This is a genomic window from Rhodococcus sp. IEGM 1307 (genome assembly GCF_030056915.1).
Classification (GTDB): domain Bacteria; phylum Actinomycetota; class Actinomycetes; order Mycobacteriales; family Mycobacteriaceae; genus Rhodococcus_F; species Rhodococcus_F opacus_D.
The window spans coordinates 124,481-142,208 of the sequence record NZ_JASHKW010000022.1; the positions used below are offsets into that span (position 1 = coordinate 124,481).

The window sequence follows — 17,728 nt, forward strand, 5'->3', positions numbered from 1 at the left end:
CATGCAACAAGGAGCATCCGGGGTGCGCAAGGGTTCGATTCGACGTGATCCGAAGGGGTGACTTCGGCTGGGAAGCAGGGGTGAGAGGGCCCGGGCGCGCACCCGGTAACCTTGGGAACCGTGCATCCCGACGTATCCGCAGACCTCAGCGAGCTCGACACCACCCTCCGTACCGTCGAATCGGTGCTGGACGTGGAGGAGTTGCGCCGCCGCATCGACGAGCTCGAACACCAGGCCGCCGATCCGGAGCTGTGGAACGACCAGGAGCACGCCCAGCAGGTCACCAGCCAGCTCTCGCATTCCCAGGCCGAACTGCGCCGCGTCGAGGAACTGCGGACGCGGCTCGACGACATGCCGGTGCTCTACGAACTCGCCGAGGACGAGGGCGCCGAGGCCATCGCGGACGCGGACGCCGAGCGGCACAGCCTGCGCGAGGACATCGCCGCGATGGAAGTCAAGACGATGCTCTCCGGCGAATACGACGAGCGTGACGCGCTGGTCAACATCCGCTCCGGCGCCGGTGGCGTCGACGCCGCCGACTGGGCCGAGATGTTGATGCGCATGTACGTCCGCTGGGCGGAGAAGCACGGTTACGGGGTCGAGGTCTACGACACGTCCTACGCCGAAGAAGCCGGAATCAAGAGCGCGACGTTCGCGGTCAAGGCGCCCTACAGCTACGGAACGCTGTCCGTCGAGATGGGCACGCACCGGCTGGTCCGGATCAGCCCGTTCGACAACCAGGGTCGCCGGCAGACGTCGTTCGCCGAGGTCGAGGTTCTGCCCGTGGTCGAGACCACCGACCACATCGACGTCAACGAGAACGACGTCCGCGTCGACGTGTACCGCTCCTCGGGTCCCGGTGGGCAGTCCGTCAACACCACCGACTCCGCGGTCCGGTTGACACACATCCCGACCGGCATCGTCGTGACCTGTCAGAACGAGAAGTCGCAGCTGCAGAACAAGGTGTCGGCGATGCGCGTCCTGCAGGCGAAGCTGCTCGAGGTCAAGCGCAAGGAGGAGCGCGCCGAGATGGACGCGCTCAAGGGCGACGGCGGCAGTTCCTGGGGCAATCAGATGCGGTCCTACGTGCTGCACCCGTACCAGATGGTCAAGGATCTGCGCACCGAGTACGAAGTCAACAACCCGTCGGCGGTGCTCGACGGTGACATCGACGGTTTCCTCGAATCCGGCATCCGGTGGCGGATGCGCGAGAATCAGGCGTCCTAATACCTATGGAAGCGACGGCGGCGATGTTCGCTCCCACCCAGAACCTGCTCGACTGGCTCTCGTCGACGGGGCTTGCTGTGTCGCTCACCGTCCTCGGAGCGATCCTGATGGCGCGATTCGTCAATTGGGGTGGCAGCAAGGTCACCGACCGGATCGACAGCAACTACATGCAGGGCGACGCCCTCGTCCGGTCCGAGGCGACCAAACACCGGCACTCGGTGGCGCAGGTGATCACCTGGGTGATCATCACCATCATCTACGTCATCGCGACGATGAAGGTGCTGGATCAGTTGAGCCTGCCGATCGGCAGCCTGGTGGCCCCGGCCACCGTGCTCGGTGCGGCACTCGGTTTCGGCGCGCAGCGCGTGGTGCAGGACATCCTCGCCGGCTTCTTCATCATCACCGAACGCCAGTACGGCTTCGGTGACACGGTGCAACTCGCGGTGACGGGGTCGTCGGAAGACGCCGAGGGCGTGATCGAGGACGTCACGCTCCGGGTCACCCGGATGCGGAACTCGGACGGTGAGGTCATCACCGTTCCCAACGGCCAGATCGTCAAGGCGATCAACCTGTCCAAGGACTGGGCGCGCGCCGTGATCGACGTGCCGGTCCCGGCCACGTCGGACATCAACCGGGTCAACGAGGTGCTGCACCAGGTCGGTGTCGAGGCCTTCGCGGATCGCGGACTGAAGAAACTATTGCTCGACGAACCGACGGTGATGGGAGTGGAGAGTCTGACGGTCGACGAGGTCAGCGTTCGCGTCGTGGCGCGAACCCTGCCGGGTAAGCAGTTCCAGGTGGGTCGCGCGCTGCGCGTGCGCATCGCCACCGCGATGAGACGGCAGGGGATCACCGTCGAACCGGACCTCCAGACGGTCCGGGCAGCGGAGGGCGAGGGATGACCGACGAACCCCGGCGCGGACTGGACCGGATTCTGCACTCGTCGTTCCTTCCCGCCAAGATCTTCGGCGGACGGGTACGGACGTCGACGCTGGTGCTGTGCATCCTCTGGGTCGTGCTGTACACGCTGTACACGTATCTGAACCCGGCCGAAGAGGTGGTCCAGGGCCCCGTCGCGCCGGCTGTCGTGCCCACCCGGCAGGCGCCCCTCCAGGAGACCACGCTGCCGACGTCCGAGATCGAGACGACGACCGAGTCGACGTCGGAGACGGTCACGACCACCGAGACGACACCCGAGGCGACCCCGCAGGAGACGGCGCCCACCGGGACCAGCCAGGTGACGTCCACCCCGACGTTGCCGTTCGGGATTCCCAACCCGTTCCCGCCTCCGCCGACGGGCACACCGCCGACCACGTCGTCCGTCCCGACGACGTCTGCGACGCCGCAGAGCGGACGATGACGTCCGCGCGTCGCTTCATTTGGTCACTGTTCGATAACGTCTAGACTGGCTCCTCGTGATCAGCGTCGAGAATGTGTCGAAGTCGTACAAGACCTCCACGAGGCCCGCCCTGGACAAGGTGAGCGTCGAGGTGGACAAGGGCGAGTTCGTCTTCCTCATCGGCCCGTCGGGCTCGGGAAAGTCGACTTTCATGCGCCTGCTCCTCAAGGAGGAGTCGCCGACGTCGGGTGACATTCACATCGCGGACTTCCACGTCAACAAGCTTTCCGCCCGGCGCGTGCCGAAGCTGCGGCAGAGCATGGGCGTCGTCTTCCAGGACTTCCGGCTCCTGCAGAAGAAGACCGTGTCCGAGAACGTCGCGTTTGCGCTCGAGGTGATCGGGAAGCCGCGCGCAATGATCTCCCGGACCGTCCCCGAGGTGCTCGAGATGGTCGGGCTGTCCGGGAAGGCGGACCGTCTCCCCACCGAACTGTCGGGCGGTGAGCAGCAGCGCGTCGCGATCGCGCGGGCGTTCGTGAACCGGCCGCTGGTGCTGCTGTGCGACGAGCCCACCGGAAACCTCGACCCGGAGACGAGCCAGGACATCATGCTGCTGCTCGAACGGATCAACCGCACCGGAACGACGGTGGTGATGGCCACCCACGACCACCACATCGTCGACTCGATGCGCCGTCGGGTGGTGGAGCTGGACCTCGGCAGAGTGGTGCGCGACGAGGCTCGGGGTGTGTACGGCGTGGGGCGTTAGCCGCCCTCCCTGCACTCCAGCCTCAGTACTGTCCCCAAGCCTCCTACGAAGGACTCTGATTCCCCGATGCGTGCCAGTTTCATTTTCAGTGAGGTCCTGACCGGACTCCGTCGCAACGTCACCATGACCATCGCGATGATCCTCACCACCGCGATCTCGCTCGGCCTGTTCGGCAGCGGGTTGCTCGTGGTGCAGATGGCCGGCAAGACTCAGCAGATCTTCCTGGACCGCGTCGAGGTGCAGATCTTCCTCACCGACGACATCTCCACGTCGGACCCGGGCTGCGAGGGGGAGATCTGCAAGACGCTGCGCACGGAACTGGACGAGACCCCGTCAGTGGTGTCGGTGGAGTACCTCAACCGGGACGACGCCGTGAAGGACGCGACGGAGCGGGTGTTCAAGGATCAGCCCGAGCTCGCCGCACTCGTCAGCCCCGACAGCTTCCCGGCCTCGTTCAAGGTCAAGCTCAGCGACCCCGAGCGGTTCGGCGTGATCAACGAGAAGTTCGGCACCCGCCCGGGAGTCGAGAGCGTCCTCAACCAGCGCGAGCTGGTGGAGCGGCTCTTCAGCGTCCTCAACGGTGTCCGCAACGCCGCGTTCGCGATCGCGATCGTGCAGGCCGTCGCGGCAATCCTGCTGATCGCGAACATGGTTCAGATCGCCGCGTTCACCCGGCGCACCGAGGTCGGCATCATGAGGCTGGTCGGTGCCACCCGCTGGTACACGCAGTTGCCGTTCCTGCTCGAGGCGGTGGTCGCCGCGCTGGTGGGTGCCGTCCTCGCCATCGTCGGCCTGTTCACCGCGAAGAACATGTTCATCGACGACGTGCTCGCCGACGTGTACGAGGCCAACATCGTGGCCAGGATCTCCAACAGCGACGTGCTGTTCGTCTCACCGGTGCTGGTGCTCGTGGGCGTCGGAATGGCGGCGGTCACCGCGTACGTGACCCTGCGCTTGTACGTCCGCGAATAATTCGGTTTGCCTCTTCTCCTATGCTGGAGGGTACGAACTGTTCACCTCGGACATCGCGGACTGAAAGGCCCGGAACGTGAAGGAAAAGGGCCGCAAGGTCATTGCGACCAATCGCAAGGCGCGTCACAACTACACCATCCTCGACGTCTACGAGGCCGGGATCGCCCTCGTCGGTACCGAGGTGAAGAGTCTGCGCGAGGGCAAGGCGTCCCTGGTCGACGCGTTCGCCACCGTCGACGACGGCGAGGTCTGGCTGCGCTCCCTGCACATTCCCGAATACACGCAGGGCACGTGGACCAACCACGCGCCGCGCCGTACCCGGAAGTTGCTGCTGCACAAGCGGGAGATCGAGCATCTCGTCGGCAAGACGCGGGAGGGAAATCAGACCCTGGTTCCCCTGTCGATGTACTTCTCCGACGGCAAGGTCAAGGTGGAGCTCGCGCTCGCGAAGGGTAAGCAGGACTACGACAAGCGCCAGGATCTGGCCAGGCGGACCGCCGAGCGTGAGGTGACCCGCGAACTCGGCCGCCGAGTCAAGGGCATGCGCTGACATCGATCCTGCTCGCGCTCGTGGCCGCGATCGGTTACGGCGTGAGCGATTTCATCGGGGGAGTGGCGTCCCGCCGGGTGGCGGCGCTTCGCGTCGTCATCGTGTCGTACCCGCTGTCGTTGCTGATCGTGCTCGTGATCGCCCCGTTCGCCGGGGGCACCCTCACCTCCGCCTCCCTCGTCTGGGGAGCCCTGGCGGGAGTGGCCGGTGGCGTGGCGGTCTGGTGGTTCTACCTCGCGCTGGCGTCGGGACCGATGTCGGTGGTGTCGCCGCTGACGGCCGTGCTGGTCGCGGGGATTCCGGTGCTGATCGGGCTCGCGTTCGGTGAGCGGCCCGGGCCCGTCGCGTACGTCGGGATCGCCGTGGCCCTCGTCGCCGTGGTCCTCGTCAGCCGGGAATCTCCCGACGAGACCGCGGGGGAGGTGGCCGGGGGCAGGGTGCTGCGATTCACCCGGACCGTCGCGCTGCTGACTGTCGGATCCGGCATCGCGTTCGCGCTCTCCTTCGTCTCGTTGCACCAGATCGGTGACGACGGCGGAATGTGGGCACTCGCCGTGTCCCGTGCCGCGGCGACCGCGGTGGTGTGGCTCGTCGCGTTGTCGGCCGGCCACTTCGTGCTGCCGCACGGCGAACCCCTCAAGCTCGCCGTGTACGTGAGTTTCCTCGACGTCCTGGCCAACGCGGCCATGATGTACGCGTTCCAGGGTGGGCTGCTGTCGCTGGTCAGCGTGATCGGGTCGCTGTACCCCGCCGCCACCGTGCTGCTGGCGATGGTGATGCTCGGTGAGCGGGTGAGCAGAATGCAGCAGGCGGGCATGCTCCTCGCCCTCGCGGCCGTCGGAATGATCGCCGTGGCCAGCTGAAATACGGCCACCGACACGCGGGACGAAAACCGGGATGAAACCGGACCGGGTTCGCGTTACACTAGGTGGCCCCGCGAGACTCGTGGGGCACGTACGGGGCTGAACGGTTTCGACTGCGTACGTTGAGGTAGGGGAAGCGTGTCGGTGCAGGCAAGAGACCACCGTAAGCGTCGCTGCAAACATATAAGCGCCGATTCCAATCAGCGCGACTACGCACTCGCTGCCTAAGTAGCGACTGCGTGTCTGTCAGTCCGGGTTCGCCCTCGGTCCGGGTACTGGCATCAGCTAGAGGGCTTTACCGTTCGACTCGGTCGCGGAGTCGAATGGGACAACCAACAGCGACTGGGATCGTCATCCTGGCTTGTTTGCGAGACTGGGAGATCCAAGTAGAGACATAGCAAACTGCACACGGAGAAGCCCTAGCTTTGCTGCGGAGGACCCGGGTTCAATTCCCGGCAGCTCCACCAGATCCGGGCCGGACACCACCAGGTGTCCGGCCCGGATTTTTTGTGCCCGGCGGAGTTCGAACGCCCCCACCCGCCGCCGTGACACGATGTGTGCCGTGTCCCTGACGAAACCGGTGGCCGTGGTCGCTCTGGGCGGTGCGCTCGGTGCGTCCGCGAGATTCCTGTTGGCCGAGCTGTGGCCGGGCATCTGGACCGTCCTGCTGATCAACGTGGTCGGGTCACTGCTGCTCGGCTACCTCGCCGAGACGGTCGGACCGGACCGGTTGTGGCGACTGTTCCTGGGCGTCGGCGTCCTCGGCGGTTTCACCACGTTTTCGACGTTCGCCGTCGACGCGGTGCGGGAGGACGCCGTCACCGCGACGCTCTACGTGGTGGCCACCCTGATACCGGCCCTGCTCGCGGCGCGGCTGGGGATGCTCGCCGGTCACCGGCATCGGCTGGCACGGAAGGCGGCGGCATGACCGTTCTGCTCGTGGCCCTCGGCGGCGCGCTCGGTGCGGCGACGCGATACCTCACCGGCCGGTACGTCGACTCGTACCGCAGCTTTCCGGTGGCCACCTTCCTCGTGAACGTGGCCGGGTGCCTGATCCTCGGACTGCTGTCGGGGGCATCGATGTCCGAGCAGACGTTCGCCTTGCTGGGCACGGGTTTCTGCGGCGGACTGACCACGTACTCGACGTTCGCGGTGGAATCGGTGGGGCTGCTGCGGATCCGGCGGGCGCTCCCGTCCGTCGTCTACGTGATCGCGAGTGTGGCAGCCGGGCTGGCCGCCGCCTGGCTGGGATTCCGATTGACGTCTTGAGGGCAGACTCCGGTGCGAGGGTGCAGGATGGATGGGTAGTCGAGTTCGATCCCGATGAATTTCCAGGAGGTCTCGTGGCGCACGACAGAGCGGGTCAGGTGGCACTGCCGGAGGATCTCGTAGACATCGCGCACCTGGTGACCGCGTACTACAGCGGCGTGCCCGACCCCGAGAATCCCTTGCAGCAGGTGGTGTTCGGGACATCGGGCCACCGGGGGTCGAGCCTCGACAATGCCTTCAACGAGGCACACATCCTGGCCACCACCCAGGCCATCGTCGAGTACCGGGCGTCCCAGGGCATCGACGGTCCTCTGTTCGTCGGGCGCGACACCCACGCCCTGTCGGAGCCGGCGTGGACGTCGGCTCTCGAGGTGCTGGCCGCGAACGACGTGACGGTGCTGATCGATTCGCGGAACCGGTACACCCCGACCCCCGCGGTCAGTCACGCGATTCTCCGCTACAACCGCAGCGGCCCGGAGTCGCAGGCCGACGGCATCGTCGTGACGCCGTCGCACAACCCGCCGCGCGACGGCGGCTTCAAGTACAACCCTCCGCACGGTGGTCCCGCCGGCTCCGAGGCGACGACGATCATCGCCGACCGTGCCAACGAGTTACTCCGCCGGGACCTCTCGGGTGTGCGGAGAGTGTCCGCGGACCGGGCGATCCAGCGGGCCGAGCGGTACGACTTCCTCCGCTTCTACATCGACGACCTGCCGAGCGTCCTCGATCTCGACGCCATCCGGAGCACCGGAGTGCGGATCGGCGCCGACCCGCTGGGCGGAGCGAGCGTCGACTACTGGGGTGCGATCGCCGACACCCATCGGCTCGATCTCGAGGTCGTCAATCCGCTCGTCGACGCCACGTGGCGGTTCATGACCCTCGACACCGACGGCAAGATCCGCATGGACTGCTCGTCGCCCGACGCCATGGCCTCGCTGATCGGAGCCAAGGACCGGTTCGACATCTCCACCGGAAACGACGCCGACGCGGACCGGCACGGGATCGTCACTCCCGATGGGGGACTGATGAATCCCAACCATTACCTCGCGGTGGCCATCGACTACCTGTTCTCGCACCGCACGGGGTGGGGTTCGACGGTGAAGGTGGGCAAGACGCTCGTCAGTTCGTCGATGATCGACCGGGTGGTCGGAAGCCTCGGCCGCGAACTGCTGGAAGTGCCGGTGGGATTCAAGTGGTTCGTCCCCGGTCTTCTCGAGGGCTCGCTCGGCTTCGGTGGCGAGGAGAGTGCGGGAGCGTCGTTCCTGCGTCACGACGGCGGGGTGTGGACCACCGACAAGGACGGGATCATCCTGGCCCTGCTCGCCTCGGAGATGACGGCGGTGACCGGCAAGACACCGTCGGTGCGGTACCGGGAACTCGCAGAGCAGTTCGGCAGCCCCGCCTACGCGCGCATCGATGCCCCCGCCACCCGGGAGCAGAAGGCGGTGCTGGCGAAACTGTCGCCCGAACAGGTGTCGGCCACCGAACTGGCCGGGGAGCCGATCACCGCGACGCTGACGAGTGCCCCGGGTAACGGGGCGGCCCTCGGTGGGCTGAAGGTCACCACCGAGTCGGCGTGGTTCGCGGCGCGGCCGTCGGGCACCGAGGACGTCTACAAGATCTACGCCGAATCGTTCAAAGGCCCGGACCATCTCGCGCAGGTGCAGGCGGCGGCCAAGGAACTGGTGGCGGACGTCCTGAAGTAGAACTTCGGCCGGGGTAGGTGCTGCCGCCGAAGCGGGGGCACCTACGATCGGATTCAACTATGAACACTCGCGCAGCCGGGCTGCCCGCTGGGCGCAGCCCGCGGCTCCCCTCGGAAATCTGGGTGCTGGTCTCGGCCAGCTTCGTCATCGCACTCGGATTCGGGATCGTCGCACCCGCCCTCCCGCAGTTCGCCCGCAGCTTCGACGTGAGTGTGACGGCGGCCACCGTAGTGATCTCGTCCTTCGCGTTCATGCGCCTGGTCTTCGCCCCGGTCAGCGGCCGGCTCGTGCAGAAACTGGGGGAGCGGCCGGTCTACATCACCGGACTCCTGATCGTCGCCGCCTCGACCGCCGCCTGCGCGGTCGCCGGGGACTACTGGCAGTTGCTCGTCTTCCGCGCACTCGGCGGCATCGGCTCGACGATGTTCACGGTGTCGGCGATGGGCCTGGTGATCCGCATCGCACCGGTGGACAGCCGCGGTCGCGTGTCCGGGCTGTACGCGACGAGCTTCCTGATGGGATCGATCTCCGGACCCCTCGTCGGCGGGCTGCTCGTCGGATTCGGACTCCGGGTTCCGTTCGTCATCTACGCGATCGCCCTCGTCATCGCGGCCGCGGTCGTCTTCGTGAGCCTGCGCGGTTCGCACCTGACGGCGCCTGACGCCACCGCCGCCGGTGCCACCATGACGCTGCGGGAGGCCCTCGGGCAGCCCGTCTACCGCGCCGCCCTCGGCTCGAATTTCGCGTTCGGCGGGGTGATCTTCGGAGTGCGGGTGGCGATGGTCCCGCTGTTCGTCGTCGAGGCGCTGCACCGCGACGCCGCCCTCGCCGGCATCGCCCTCACCGTCTTCGCCGTCGGCAATGCGCTCGTCCTCATCGTGTCCGGGCGATTGTCCGACGTGTACGGCCGGAAGCTGTTCGTCCTGCTCGGACTGCTGGTGTGCGGCGCCAGCACCGTCGGGATGGGCCTCAGCGAGAACCTGCTCGTGTTCCTGGTGCTGTCCGGCATCGCAGGCATCGGTTCCGGAGTCATGAGTCCCGCGCAGCAAGCCGCGGTCGCCGACGTCGTGGGCGCGAAGTCCCGCGGCGGTCCCGTGCTGGCCACCTTCCAGATGGTCGCCGATGTCGGCGGAGTCCTCGGACCGGTCGGGGCGGGTCTGCTCGCCCAGCACCTGTCGTACGCGGTCGCATTCGGCGTGACCGGCGGGGTCATGCTCCTCGCCGCAGTGGGCTGGCTGCTCGTGCCGAACAAGCCGGCGCCCAAGGTGTCGGTCGAGGCGGCCTGACCGGCGTCTTCGGTACCCTCGTTCGGGTGTGGATCAAGGTCGTCTCCCTTCTCGCCCGGCTGTCTCTCGCCGTCGTCTGGCTGGTCTCCGGCGCACTCAAAGTCGCCGACCCCGCCCAGACGATCATCGCGGTCCGCGCCTACCAACTGCTTCCCGAGGACCTCGTCCGGCCGGTCGCGAACACGCTGCCGTTCTTCGAGATCGGCCTCGGACTGCTTCTGCTGATCGGGCTCGCCGTCCGCGCCACGGCCGCGGTGTCCGCCGTGCTCCTGCTCGGGCTCATCGGCGTGATCGTCTCCGTGTGGGCCCGCGGACTGTCCATCGACTGCGGATGCTTCGGCGGCGGCGGTGCGGCCGACGTGAACGGCTGGGACTACACCAAGGAAATACTCCGGGATGTGGGCTTCCTCGCACTGGCCGTGTGGCTGATCGTGTTCCCCCGTTCCCCGTTCGCACTGGGGCTCGGCTCCCGCACCACTTTCTCAGTGACCCCTCAGCAGACGGTGGCAGAGTAAGCATTCGGTAAATCGATCCGACGTCGAAGGACTGCATCCACGTGAGCTCGAAGAACAAGTACAACCCGCAGCCGGAATCCAGCCGGTCCACCTACATTCTCGGTGGGCTCGCCGTACTGGTCATCGCCGTACTGGTCATCGGTGGTGTGATCTGGCAGAGCAACCGCAGCAAGCCGCGCAACGACGGTTACGGCGGGGTCCAGAACTCCGAGGTCCAGGTGGCGCTGCAGGACGACGGCGTCGTACTTCTCGGCCGCCCCGACGCGGCCACCACGGTCGACCTCTTCGAAGATCCCATGTGCCCGTACTGTGCCGAACTCGAGAACAAGAATGGCCAGGAACTCGCGCAGGCCATCGACGACGGCAAGGTGGCGGTCCGCTACCACGTCCTGAACTTCCTCGACCAGCTCTCGGCCAGCGGTGACTACTCCACCCGCGCCGTCGCGGCATCCGAGTGCGTCGCAGAAACCGGTGACGCCGTGGCGTATTCGGCGTTCCACGCGGCGCTGTTCTCCCCGACGAACCAGCCGAAGGAGAACGGCAGCTCCGATCACACCAACGAGGAGCTCGCGCAGATCGCCGGCGACGCCGGAGCGTCCGACGAGGCCGTCCAGTGCATCACCACCGGCGCGAAGGTCGAGCAGGCCCGTACGCACGCCGAGGCGGGCCGTCAGGCCCTCGCCGCGAGCGGCGCTACCGGCACCCCTGCCGTGGTCAAGGACGGCACCGTGATCGATGCACTCTCCAACGAGAACTGGGTGTCGCAGCTGTAGGCGGCTCCGCCGCCCGTGCGCCTTTTTGGTAGCTGGAACAACCAGAAAGGCGCACGGGCGCGAAGCGCCTCTGACCAGGCGATTTGTTGGCCCGGTCGGCAATGGTGTAACTTTCTTCGAGCACGGAGGAAGTCATTCCGAGTGTGGAGAACAACCGAATACGGGGCTATGGCGCAGCTGGTAGCGCACCACACTGGCAGTGTGGGGGTCAGGGGTTCGAGTCCCCTTAGCTCCACTTTCGAGAGAAGCCTCTCATCCGCAGACAATGCGGGTGGGAGGCTTTCCTCATTCATCCCCCTTGTCCCGGTGGGACACTGGCGTCATGACATTCACTGTGACGCATCGATCATTCGACCAATTGGCGGAGTTCGCCGTCACCGACTTCGGCGACGACGACAGCTACAGCATCCACGAGTCCGGGGCGCTCGTCATCGTCCGTGCCGCCCGGGAGCTGATCTACGCCCCCGGGAGCTGGTTCCTGGTGGAGCGGGAGGACGGGCAGGAGGACGGTTCGCCCGGCAACTACATGTGACCGCCCACCGTAGCGACGGCGGTCCGGGTCGAACTCGCACATATGTTCGACCGCGAGGTAGGTTGGGCGTGTGGCCGCCAGAACCGAAACCGCGCCGGGGCGCTGTCCGAACGGGCACACGCTGGCCGCCAACACGTGCTTGGTGGGGTGGGAGGTGTGTGGGTGCGCGACGTCGAACAACGGTGGGCACCGCACCCATTTCTGCCGGCGCTGCGGCGCGACCGTCCGGACTCCGCCGTGTAGTGGCACGGCGTCCGGCGACGGGCGGTGAGCGGGCGGTTATCGGATCGGTTGCCTCGCGGCCGTGGGGTTGCCCCAGATCGTGTCGGATTCGTCCTGGAGCACGAGGGCGACCAACCTCTCGGCGCCTGCGGTGAACGTGGACGCCGCGACGCGCACCCAGATCCAGTGGCCTTCCCGGTGGCGGATGCGCAGATGTGCTGTCGCGCTGGTGCTTTCCGTACCCAGGACCCGGGCGAGCATGGTGCCCCACAGTTCGGCGTCGTCGGGGTGGAACAGTTGCTCGTGTTCGAGGTCTGCGAATTCGTCGGTGTCGTAGCCGATCAGGGCCGCGCAGGCGGGGTTGCTGAACACGAGGTTTCGATCCCGGTCGTGAACGCTGATCGCGTGGGGGATGGACTCCATCAGTGCAGCGAATCCGTCGCTATCCAGTTGTCTCACTGTCCCCCCTCGGGAATCTTCGATGGCGCCCACATAGTACGCCGCGCCTCGGATCTTCGGGCGGTGTCGCAGTTAACGGCAAGCAACTTCCGGTATCGAACCTGCTCCGTGGCGATAGGGTGACGGGATGCGGTTCGTCACCATCGTCCAGGCCTCCGCGTTCGTCCCCGTGTGGCTTCGCGTTCTCCTGCTGATGGCGGCGGGCGCGAAAGTGTGGGGAGCCGGCATCTGTTCCGGCTGCTATTTCGGCAGCAAAGACGTCACGATGGGGCTGGGGACGTTCGTCAACCGCGGAGTGCTGTTCGACGGCACTGCGCCCATCACGCTCGGCAGGCAGGTCGCTGTCGGGCACCGCGCGCAGTTCATCACGAGTACTCACGAGATCGGTCCGAGCGACGGCCGGGGCGGGCGGGTGGTCGACCGTCCGATCGTGGTCGGCGACGGGTGCTGGATCGGCGCGGGCGCGATCATTCTTCCCGGAGTGACGGTGGGGGACGGATGTGTCATCGGGGCGGGCACGGTGGTCACCCGCGACTGCGAGCCGAACGGGCTCTACGCGGGGTCGCCCGCGCGTCGTGTCCGCGACCTCGACTCCGCGCCGTCCGTGCGCTGAGCGCCGGCCTGGCGTTCGACGGTGACCGCACGGTTCACGCCGTCGAGAAACCGTGAAATGGTGGCCCTTTCGGCGGTGTCGAAGTCGTCGAGGACGGAGGCCGTCCGGTCGATGAGCGGCCCGAAGAACGTCTGACCGAGGTCGACGGCGCGGGGTGTGACCGCGAGCAACGACCTGCGGCGGTCGTCGGCGTCCCGGTCGCGCCGGATCAGGCCTGCCTTCTCCGTGCGATCGAGCAGGGCGGTGACCGAGGCGGAGTTGATGCCGAGCTGACTTCCGAGCCATCCGGGTGTGGCGGCGAGTCCCGTGCGGTCGGCGTCGAGGATGCAGATCAGGGCACGGAGATCGGTGGTGTGCAGTCCGTGTAGTTGCGCGAATTCGGCGCCGAGCAGGTTCAGTTCGACTGCGAGTGCACGCAGCCGGTGCACGGTCTGTGCGCCTTCGTCCGGGTCCACGCTTTGCAATCTACTGCGACTTTTCCTTCGTTTGTCTAGTATCTCGATTGTCGAGATAACCGAGGAGGGTTGATGACGGCAGTCGACGACTTCTTCGCCGCGTACGACGTACTGCTGGACGAGTGGCCGGTGGACGTCACACCCGTCGACGTCCCGACACGGTTCGGGAGCACCCGGGTCAACGTGTGCGGACCCGAGTCGGGGGCGCCGCTTCTCCTGCTCCCCGGGGGCGGGGCGACGTCGACCGTGTGGATCGCGAACGTCGCGGCGCTCGCCCGCAGTCACCGGGTGTTCGCGGTGGACGTCATGGGCGACGTGGGGCGCAGTGTGAACGACGGCGCACCGCTGCGCACGCCCCTGAACCTGTTCGAGTGGCTGGACGCGGTGCTCGACCACCTCGGGGTGAACGCGTCCGCGGTGGTCGGTCATTCGTACGGCGCCATGATCGCCCTCGCCTACGCGCTGCACGGTTCCCGTCGCGTCGACAGCCTGGTGCTGCTCGACCCGACGTCCTGCTTTGCGGGCATGAGCCCGAGGTACCTGCTCCGCGCGGTGCCGGTGCTGATCAGGCCGACGGAGAAGCGGCAGCGGAGTCTGATCGGCTGGGAGACCGCGGGCGCCGGAGTCGACCCGCGGTGGCTGGGCGTGAGCGCGCTCGGGACGGCCGCTTTCGGCCGCACTGCGCTTGTGGTGCCGCCGCGCCCGAAGGCCGAGGCGCTGGGGAGGCTGACCGCCCATACTGCCGTGGTGCTTGCGGGAGGCAGTCGGGCACACGATCCGGGGAGGGTGGCGGCGAACGTCCGCCGGTTGCTCCCGTCGGCCACGGTCACGACGATTCCCGGCGCCACACATCATGCGCTGCCGATGACGCCCGCAGCCGACGTCGACGCGGCGATCCTCGCCGCGGGGGCGGGACGCTAGGATGGGCGCCCGGTAGATCGTCGAGGTCCCACGGAGGTCGCAGCGTTGGCGAAGAAGCGGATTCCCGTCGTCATCGTCGCCGGATTCCTCGGTTCGGGAAAGACGACACTGCTCAACCACGTGCTGCGCAACAACCGCGGGGTCCGGGTCGGCGTCATCGTCAACGACTTCGGCGCCGTGAACATCGATTCGATGATGGTGGCCGGTCAGGTCGATTCCATGGTGTCGCTGAGCAACGGCTGTATGTGCTGCGCCGTGGACGTCAGCGACATGGACGAGATGCTGGACCGCCTCGCCCATCCCACGTCGCAGATCGACGTGATCATCGTCGAGGCGAGCGGACTTGCCGAGCCGCGCAACATGATTCGGCTCGTTCTCGGCAGCACCAACCCGCACGTCGTGTACGGCGGCCTCGTCGTGATGGTCGACGGTGAGCAGTTCGAGGACAAGGCGGCGCAGCACCCGGACCTCGGCAAGCACGTCACGCTCGCCGACCTCGTGATCCTGAACAAGACGGACCGCATCGACGACGGCCGACGCGCCGCCGTGCAGGCGATGGTCCGCGACTACAACGACCGCGCGCCCGTCCTGACCACCGCGCACGGCAGGATCGAGCCCACCCTGCTGTTCGACCGTGAACCCGGGCGTGAACCGGCGGCGGGGGAGCAGCTGACCCTCGACCAACTCCTGCTGGACCAGCACGACCACTGCGATGACCACGATCACCTGCACTCGTCCTACGAGGCAGTCGATTTCGCCTCGGACGAGCCGATCGATCCGCGTCGGCTCGTGGAGTTCCTCGAGAAACGACCGGTCGGGATCTACCGGATCAAGGGATTCGTGCACTTCGCGGTGCCCGGACAGTCGCGGAAGTTCGAGGTGCAGACGGTCGGCCCGCACATCAGATTCACGTCGACGCGCTGGGAACCCGGCGAGGAGCGGGCGACCCAGCTGGTGCTCATCGGCGCCGACATCGAGGCCGAGCACGTGCGGACCCGGCTCGCGGACTGTGTCGTGGCGGAGGGGGACGAGGCGGACCCCGGCGCGATGCTGGGCGTGCACCGCTATACCGTGACCGCGTGACCGAGTCTGCGTGTAGTCCTGAAACGAATCCCGAGCCCGCGCTGTCCGTGTACGACGCGATCCGTCGTCGCCGCGACGTGCGGGCCGAGTTCACCGGGGAGCCGATCGCGGCCGACGTGCTCGACCGCATCCTGGGTGCGGCGCACTGCGCCCCCAGCGTGGGCAACACGCAGCCGTGGGATTTCGTCGTCGTGCGCGACACCGAGACGCTGACCACGTTCGCCGATCATGTGGCCGGCGCCCGGCGGCGTTTCGCGGACTCGCTGCCCGAGGACCGGAAGAAGACGTTCGATCCCATCAAGATCGAAGGGATCTGCGAGAGCGGTATGGGAGTCGTCGTCACCTACGACCGGAGCCGAGGCGGCGAACACATCCTCGGCAGGCACACGGTCGACGACACCGGTCTGTTCTCCGCGGTGCTGGCGATCCAGAATCTGTGGCTCGCCGCGGCCGCCGAGAACGTCGGCGTCGGCTGGGTGTCGTTCTACGACGAGCCGTATCTCACCGAACTGCTGGGCATCCCCGAGCCGGTGCGCCCCATCGCCTGGCTGTGCGTGGGGACGGTTGCCGAGTTCCAGCAGGTGCCGGACCTCGAGCGCTTCGGGTGGCGGGGGCGCCGGCCACTGGCCGACGCCGTCCACCTCGAGAAGTTCTAGCCCTGACGGCGGCGTGAGCCGGCGGCGGACGCCGTGCGGGTTCCGCCGCCGGTGGACGACGCGGCGCGCGGGCGTCCGGCACCGCCGGAGCGGGAGCGACGTGCCCCGCCGCCCTGGCCGTGTGCGCGACCGCCCTGGCCGCCGCGTCCACCCTGGGCGCCGCCCGGTCGCTGGTTGCGTCCGCCGCCGTTCGACGCGGGCGCGGCCGCCTTGGGGGCGGGGGTGACGTGCGGTGCGATGTCGCCGACCAGGTCGAGCACGTGTGCGGAATCCGCGGTGCTGCGGAGGGGGGTCACCTTGATCGCGGCCTTGCGCATCAGGACGGCGAGGTCCTTGCGCTGCTCGGGCAGCACGACCGTCACGACGTCGCCGGCGCTGCCCGCGCGTGCGGTGCGACCGGAACGGTGCAGGTATGCCTTGTGTTCGGCGGGCGGATCGACGTGGACGACCAATTGCACGTCATCGACGTGGACGCCGCGCGCTGCGACGTCGGTGGCCACCAGCACGCGTGCCTCACCGGCGGAGAACGACGCGAGGTTGCGGTCACGGGCCGCCTGCGACAGGTTGCCGTGCAGGTCGACCGAGGGGATTCCCGCCTCGGTGAGCTGACGGGCCAGCTTGCGGGCCTGGTGCTTGGTGCGCATGAACAGGATCCGGCGTCCGGTCCCGGACGCCAGCCGCTCGACCAGCTTGCGCTTGGATTCGACGCCGTCCACGTCGAACACGTGGTGCGTCATGGCGGCGACGGGCGAGTTCGCCTCGTCGACCGAGTGCAGGACCTCGTTCTTCAGGAACCGCTTCACCAGCTTGTCGACGCCGTTGTCCAGCGTGGCGGAGAACAGCAGCCGCTGCCCGTGCTGGGGGGTCGCGGTGAGGATGCGGGTGACGACGGGCAGGAAGCCGAGGTCGGCCATGTGGTCGGCCTCGTCGAGCACGGTGATCTCGACGGCGTCGAGGCTCACGAACTTCTGCTTCATCAGGTCTTCGAGCCGTCCGGGGCACGCGACGACGATGTCGACGCCGGCCTTGAGCGCGCTCACCTGACGGTTCTGGGAGACACCACCGAAGATGGTGGTGACCCGCAGGTCGTAGGCGGCGGCGAGGGGCTCGAGGGCTGCGGTGATCTGCGTGGCGAGCTCGCGGGTGGGGGCCAGGATCAGGCCCACCGGGCGACCCGGGCGACGCTTTCCGCCCGACAGTTCACCCGCGAGGCGGGACACCATCGGGATGGAGAAGGCGAGCGTCTTACCGCTGCCCGTCTTGCCCCTGCCGAGCACGTCGCGGCCCGACAGCGTGTCGGGGAGGGTGTCGACCTGGATGGGGAACGGGGAGGTGATCCCCTTGTCGGCGAGTGCTTTCACCAGTGGTTCGCGGACGCCGAGCGCAGCGAACGTCGTGTCGGGAGTATGTGTGTCAGACAAGTGGTCAGGCCTTTCGGGCACAGGGTTGTGCCCGGAGGGCCGATACGGAAGGTCTCCGTCGGAGCTCGAGCACAGGTTGGCGGCGTTGCCGGTCGGCAAG

The 17,728-nt window shown here is 67.4% G+C and carries 21 protein-coding genes, 1 tRNA gene and 1 other RNA gene; 20 read left to right on the top strand and 3 right to left on the bottom strand.

Translation table 11 applies throughout. The features are described from left to right. The first annotated feature begins 120 nt into the window (after nucleotides 1-120). The 16 genes from prfB to QM841_RS33675 all read left to right on the top strand — a co-directional run bounded on the left by prfB (nucleotide 121) and on the right by QM841_RS33675 (nucleotide 11,798). Nucleotides 121-1,227, top strand: coding sequence for a peptide chain release factor 2 (gene prfB, locus QM841_RS33600; protein WP_280781675.1), 1,107 nt, complete (start codon nucleotides 121-123; stop codon nucleotides 1,225-1,227). 5 nt (nucleotides 1,228-1,232) lie between these two features. Then, nucleotides 1,233-2,129, top strand: a complete 897-nt coding sequence (locus tag QM841_RS33605; protein WP_005240218.1) for a mechanosensitive ion channel family protein — start codon at nucleotides 1,233-1,235, stop codon at nucleotides 2,127-2,129. Next, the gene (locus tag QM841_RS33610) at nucleotides 2,126-2,587 is read left to right on the top strand and encodes an Rv3103c transmembrane domain-containing protein (protein ID WP_105413116.1); all 462 of its coding nucleotides are present in this window, start codon (nucleotides 2,126-2,128) and stop codon (nucleotides 2,585-2,587) included. The genes QM841_RS33605 and QM841_RS33610 overlap by 4 nt, the downstream gene beginning before the upstream one ends. Nucleotides 2,588-2,642: 55 nt before the next feature. After that, entirely contained in the window at nucleotides 2,643-3,332 is a 690-nt protein-coding gene (gene ftsE, locus QM841_RS33615) for a cell division ATP-binding protein FtsE (protein WP_005240222.1), read from the top strand. 66 nt (nucleotides 3,333-3,398) lie between these two features. After that, entirely contained in the window at nucleotides 3,399-4,304 is a 906-nt protein-coding gene (ftsX, locus tag QM841_RS33620; protein WP_009479608.1) for a permease-like cell division protein FtsX, read from the top strand. A 76-nt stretch (nucleotides 4,305-4,380) separates the two neighbouring features. Then, nucleotides 4,381-4,854, top strand: a complete 474-nt coding sequence (gene smpB, locus QM841_RS33625) for an SsrA-binding protein SmpB (protein ID WP_005240226.1) — start codon at nucleotides 4,381-4,383, stop codon at nucleotides 4,852-4,854. Next, a complete protein-coding gene (locus QM841_RS33630; RefSeq protein WP_489686853.1) occupies nucleotides 4,851-5,717 on the top strand; it encodes an EamA family transporter in 867 nt (288 codons plus the stop codon). Before smpB ends, QM841_RS33630 begins: the two co-directional genes overlap by 4 nt. Before the next feature lie 95 nt (nucleotides 5,718-5,812). After that, nucleotides 5,813-6,184, top strand: a transfer-messenger RNA (tmRNA) gene (gene ssrA / locus QM841_RS33635). Between the two features lie 86 nt (nucleotides 6,185-6,270). Next, complete coding sequence (locus tag QM841_RS33640) at nucleotides 6,271-6,645, top strand: fluoride efflux transporter FluC (protein WP_037245290.1); 375 nt, start codon at nucleotides 6,271-6,273, stop codon at nucleotides 6,643-6,645. Then, nucleotides 6,642-6,986, top strand: a complete 345-nt coding sequence (gene crcB / locus QM841_RS33645; protein ID WP_280781676.1) for a fluoride efflux transporter CrcB — start codon at nucleotides 6,642-6,644, stop codon at nucleotides 6,984-6,986. Before QM841_RS33640 ends, crcB begins: the two co-directional genes overlap by 4 nt. Before the next feature lie 74 nt (nucleotides 6,987-7,060). Then, the gene (gene pgm, locus QM841_RS33650; protein ID WP_283335246.1) at nucleotides 7,061-8,692 is read left to right on the top strand and encodes a phosphoglucomutase (alpha-D-glucose-1,6-bisphosphate-dependent); all 1,632 of its coding nucleotides are present in this window, start codon (nucleotides 7,061-7,063) and stop codon (nucleotides 8,690-8,692) included. Between the two features lie 59 nt (nucleotides 8,693-8,751). Then, the gene (locus QM841_RS33655) at nucleotides 8,752-9,978 is read left to right on the top strand and encodes an MFS transporter (RefSeq protein WP_283335247.1); all 1,227 of its coding nucleotides are present in this window, start codon (nucleotides 8,752-8,754) and stop codon (nucleotides 9,976-9,978) included. A gap of 26 nt (nucleotides 9,979-10,004) precedes the next feature. Further along, the gene (locus tag QM841_RS33660; RefSeq protein ID WP_283335248.1) at nucleotides 10,005-10,493 is read left to right on the top strand and encodes a MauE/DoxX family redox-associated membrane protein; all 489 of its coding nucleotides are present in this window, start codon (nucleotides 10,005-10,007) and stop codon (nucleotides 10,491-10,493) included. A 41-nt stretch (nucleotides 10,494-10,534) separates the two neighbouring features. Continuing rightward, entirely contained in the window at nucleotides 10,535-11,266 is a 732-nt protein-coding gene (locus QM841_RS33665) for a DsbA family protein (protein ID WP_283335249.1), read from the top strand. Between the two features lie 162 nt (nucleotides 11,267-11,428). Further along, nucleotides 11,429-11,501 (top strand) — tRNA-Ala (locus QM841_RS33670). An 87-nt stretch (nucleotides 11,502-11,588) separates the two neighbouring features. Continuing rightward, on the top strand, nucleotides 11,589-11,798 hold the full coding sequence (locus QM841_RS33675) for a hypothetical protein (protein WP_011598322.1): 210 nt from the start codon (nucleotides 11,589-11,591) through the stop codon (nucleotides 11,796-11,798). A gap of 279 nt (nucleotides 11,799-12,077) precedes the next feature. On the opposite strand, the gene QM841_RS33680 is transcribed toward QM841_RS33675, so the two are convergent. After that, complete coding sequence (locus tag QM841_RS33680; protein WP_241961798.1) at nucleotides 12,078-12,479, bottom strand: PAS domain S-box protein; 402 nt, start codon at nucleotides 12,477-12,479, stop codon at nucleotides 12,078-12,080. A gap of 127 nt (nucleotides 12,480-12,606) precedes the next feature. On the opposite strand from QM841_RS33680, the gene QM841_RS33685 reads away from it, so the two are divergent. Further along, nucleotides 12,607-13,092, top strand: a complete 486-nt coding sequence (locus tag QM841_RS33685) for an acyltransferase (protein ID WP_283335250.1) — start codon at nucleotides 12,607-12,609, stop codon at nucleotides 13,090-13,092. On the opposite strand, the gene QM841_RS33690 is transcribed toward QM841_RS33685, so the two are convergent. Further along, nucleotides 13,032-13,556, bottom strand: coding sequence for a MarR family winged helix-turn-helix transcriptional regulator (locus QM841_RS33690; RefSeq protein ID WP_283335251.1), 525 nt, complete (start codon nucleotides 13,554-13,556; stop codon nucleotides 13,032-13,034). The two genes, QM841_RS33685 and QM841_RS33690, sit on opposite strands and share 61 nt — an antisense overlap. A gap of 63 nt (nucleotides 13,557-13,619) precedes the next feature. Here QM841_RS33690 and QM841_RS33695 point away from each other — a divergent pair, with 63 nt between their 5' ends. The 3 genes from QM841_RS33695 to bluB are packed head-to-tail and all read left to right on the top strand — an operon-like array spanning nucleotide 13,620 to nucleotide 16,207. Continuing rightward, entirely contained in the window at nucleotides 13,620-14,468 is an 849-nt protein-coding gene (locus tag QM841_RS33695) for an alpha/beta fold hydrolase (RefSeq protein ID WP_283335252.1), read from the top strand. 45 nt (nucleotides 14,469-14,513) lie between these two features. After that, a complete protein-coding gene (locus QM841_RS33700) occupies nucleotides 14,514-15,551 on the top strand; it encodes a CobW family GTP-binding protein (RefSeq protein WP_280781685.1) in 1,038 nt (345 codons plus the stop codon). Further along, nucleotides 15,548-16,207: a 5,6-dimethylbenzimidazole synthase gene (gene bluB / locus QM841_RS33705; RefSeq protein ID WP_283335253.1), complete on the top strand. Its 660-nt coding sequence runs from the start codon at nucleotides 15,548-15,550 to the stop codon at nucleotides 16,205-16,207. The genes QM841_RS33700 and bluB overlap by 4 nt, the downstream gene beginning before the upstream one ends. On the opposite strand, the gene QM841_RS33710 is transcribed toward bluB, so the two are convergent. Further along, entirely contained in the window at nucleotides 16,204-17,628 is a 1,425-nt protein-coding gene (locus QM841_RS33710) for a DEAD/DEAH box helicase (RefSeq protein WP_198601971.1), read from the bottom strand. The genes bluB and QM841_RS33710 overlap by 4 nt on opposite strands. Nucleotides 17,629-17,728 lie beyond the last annotated feature (100 nt).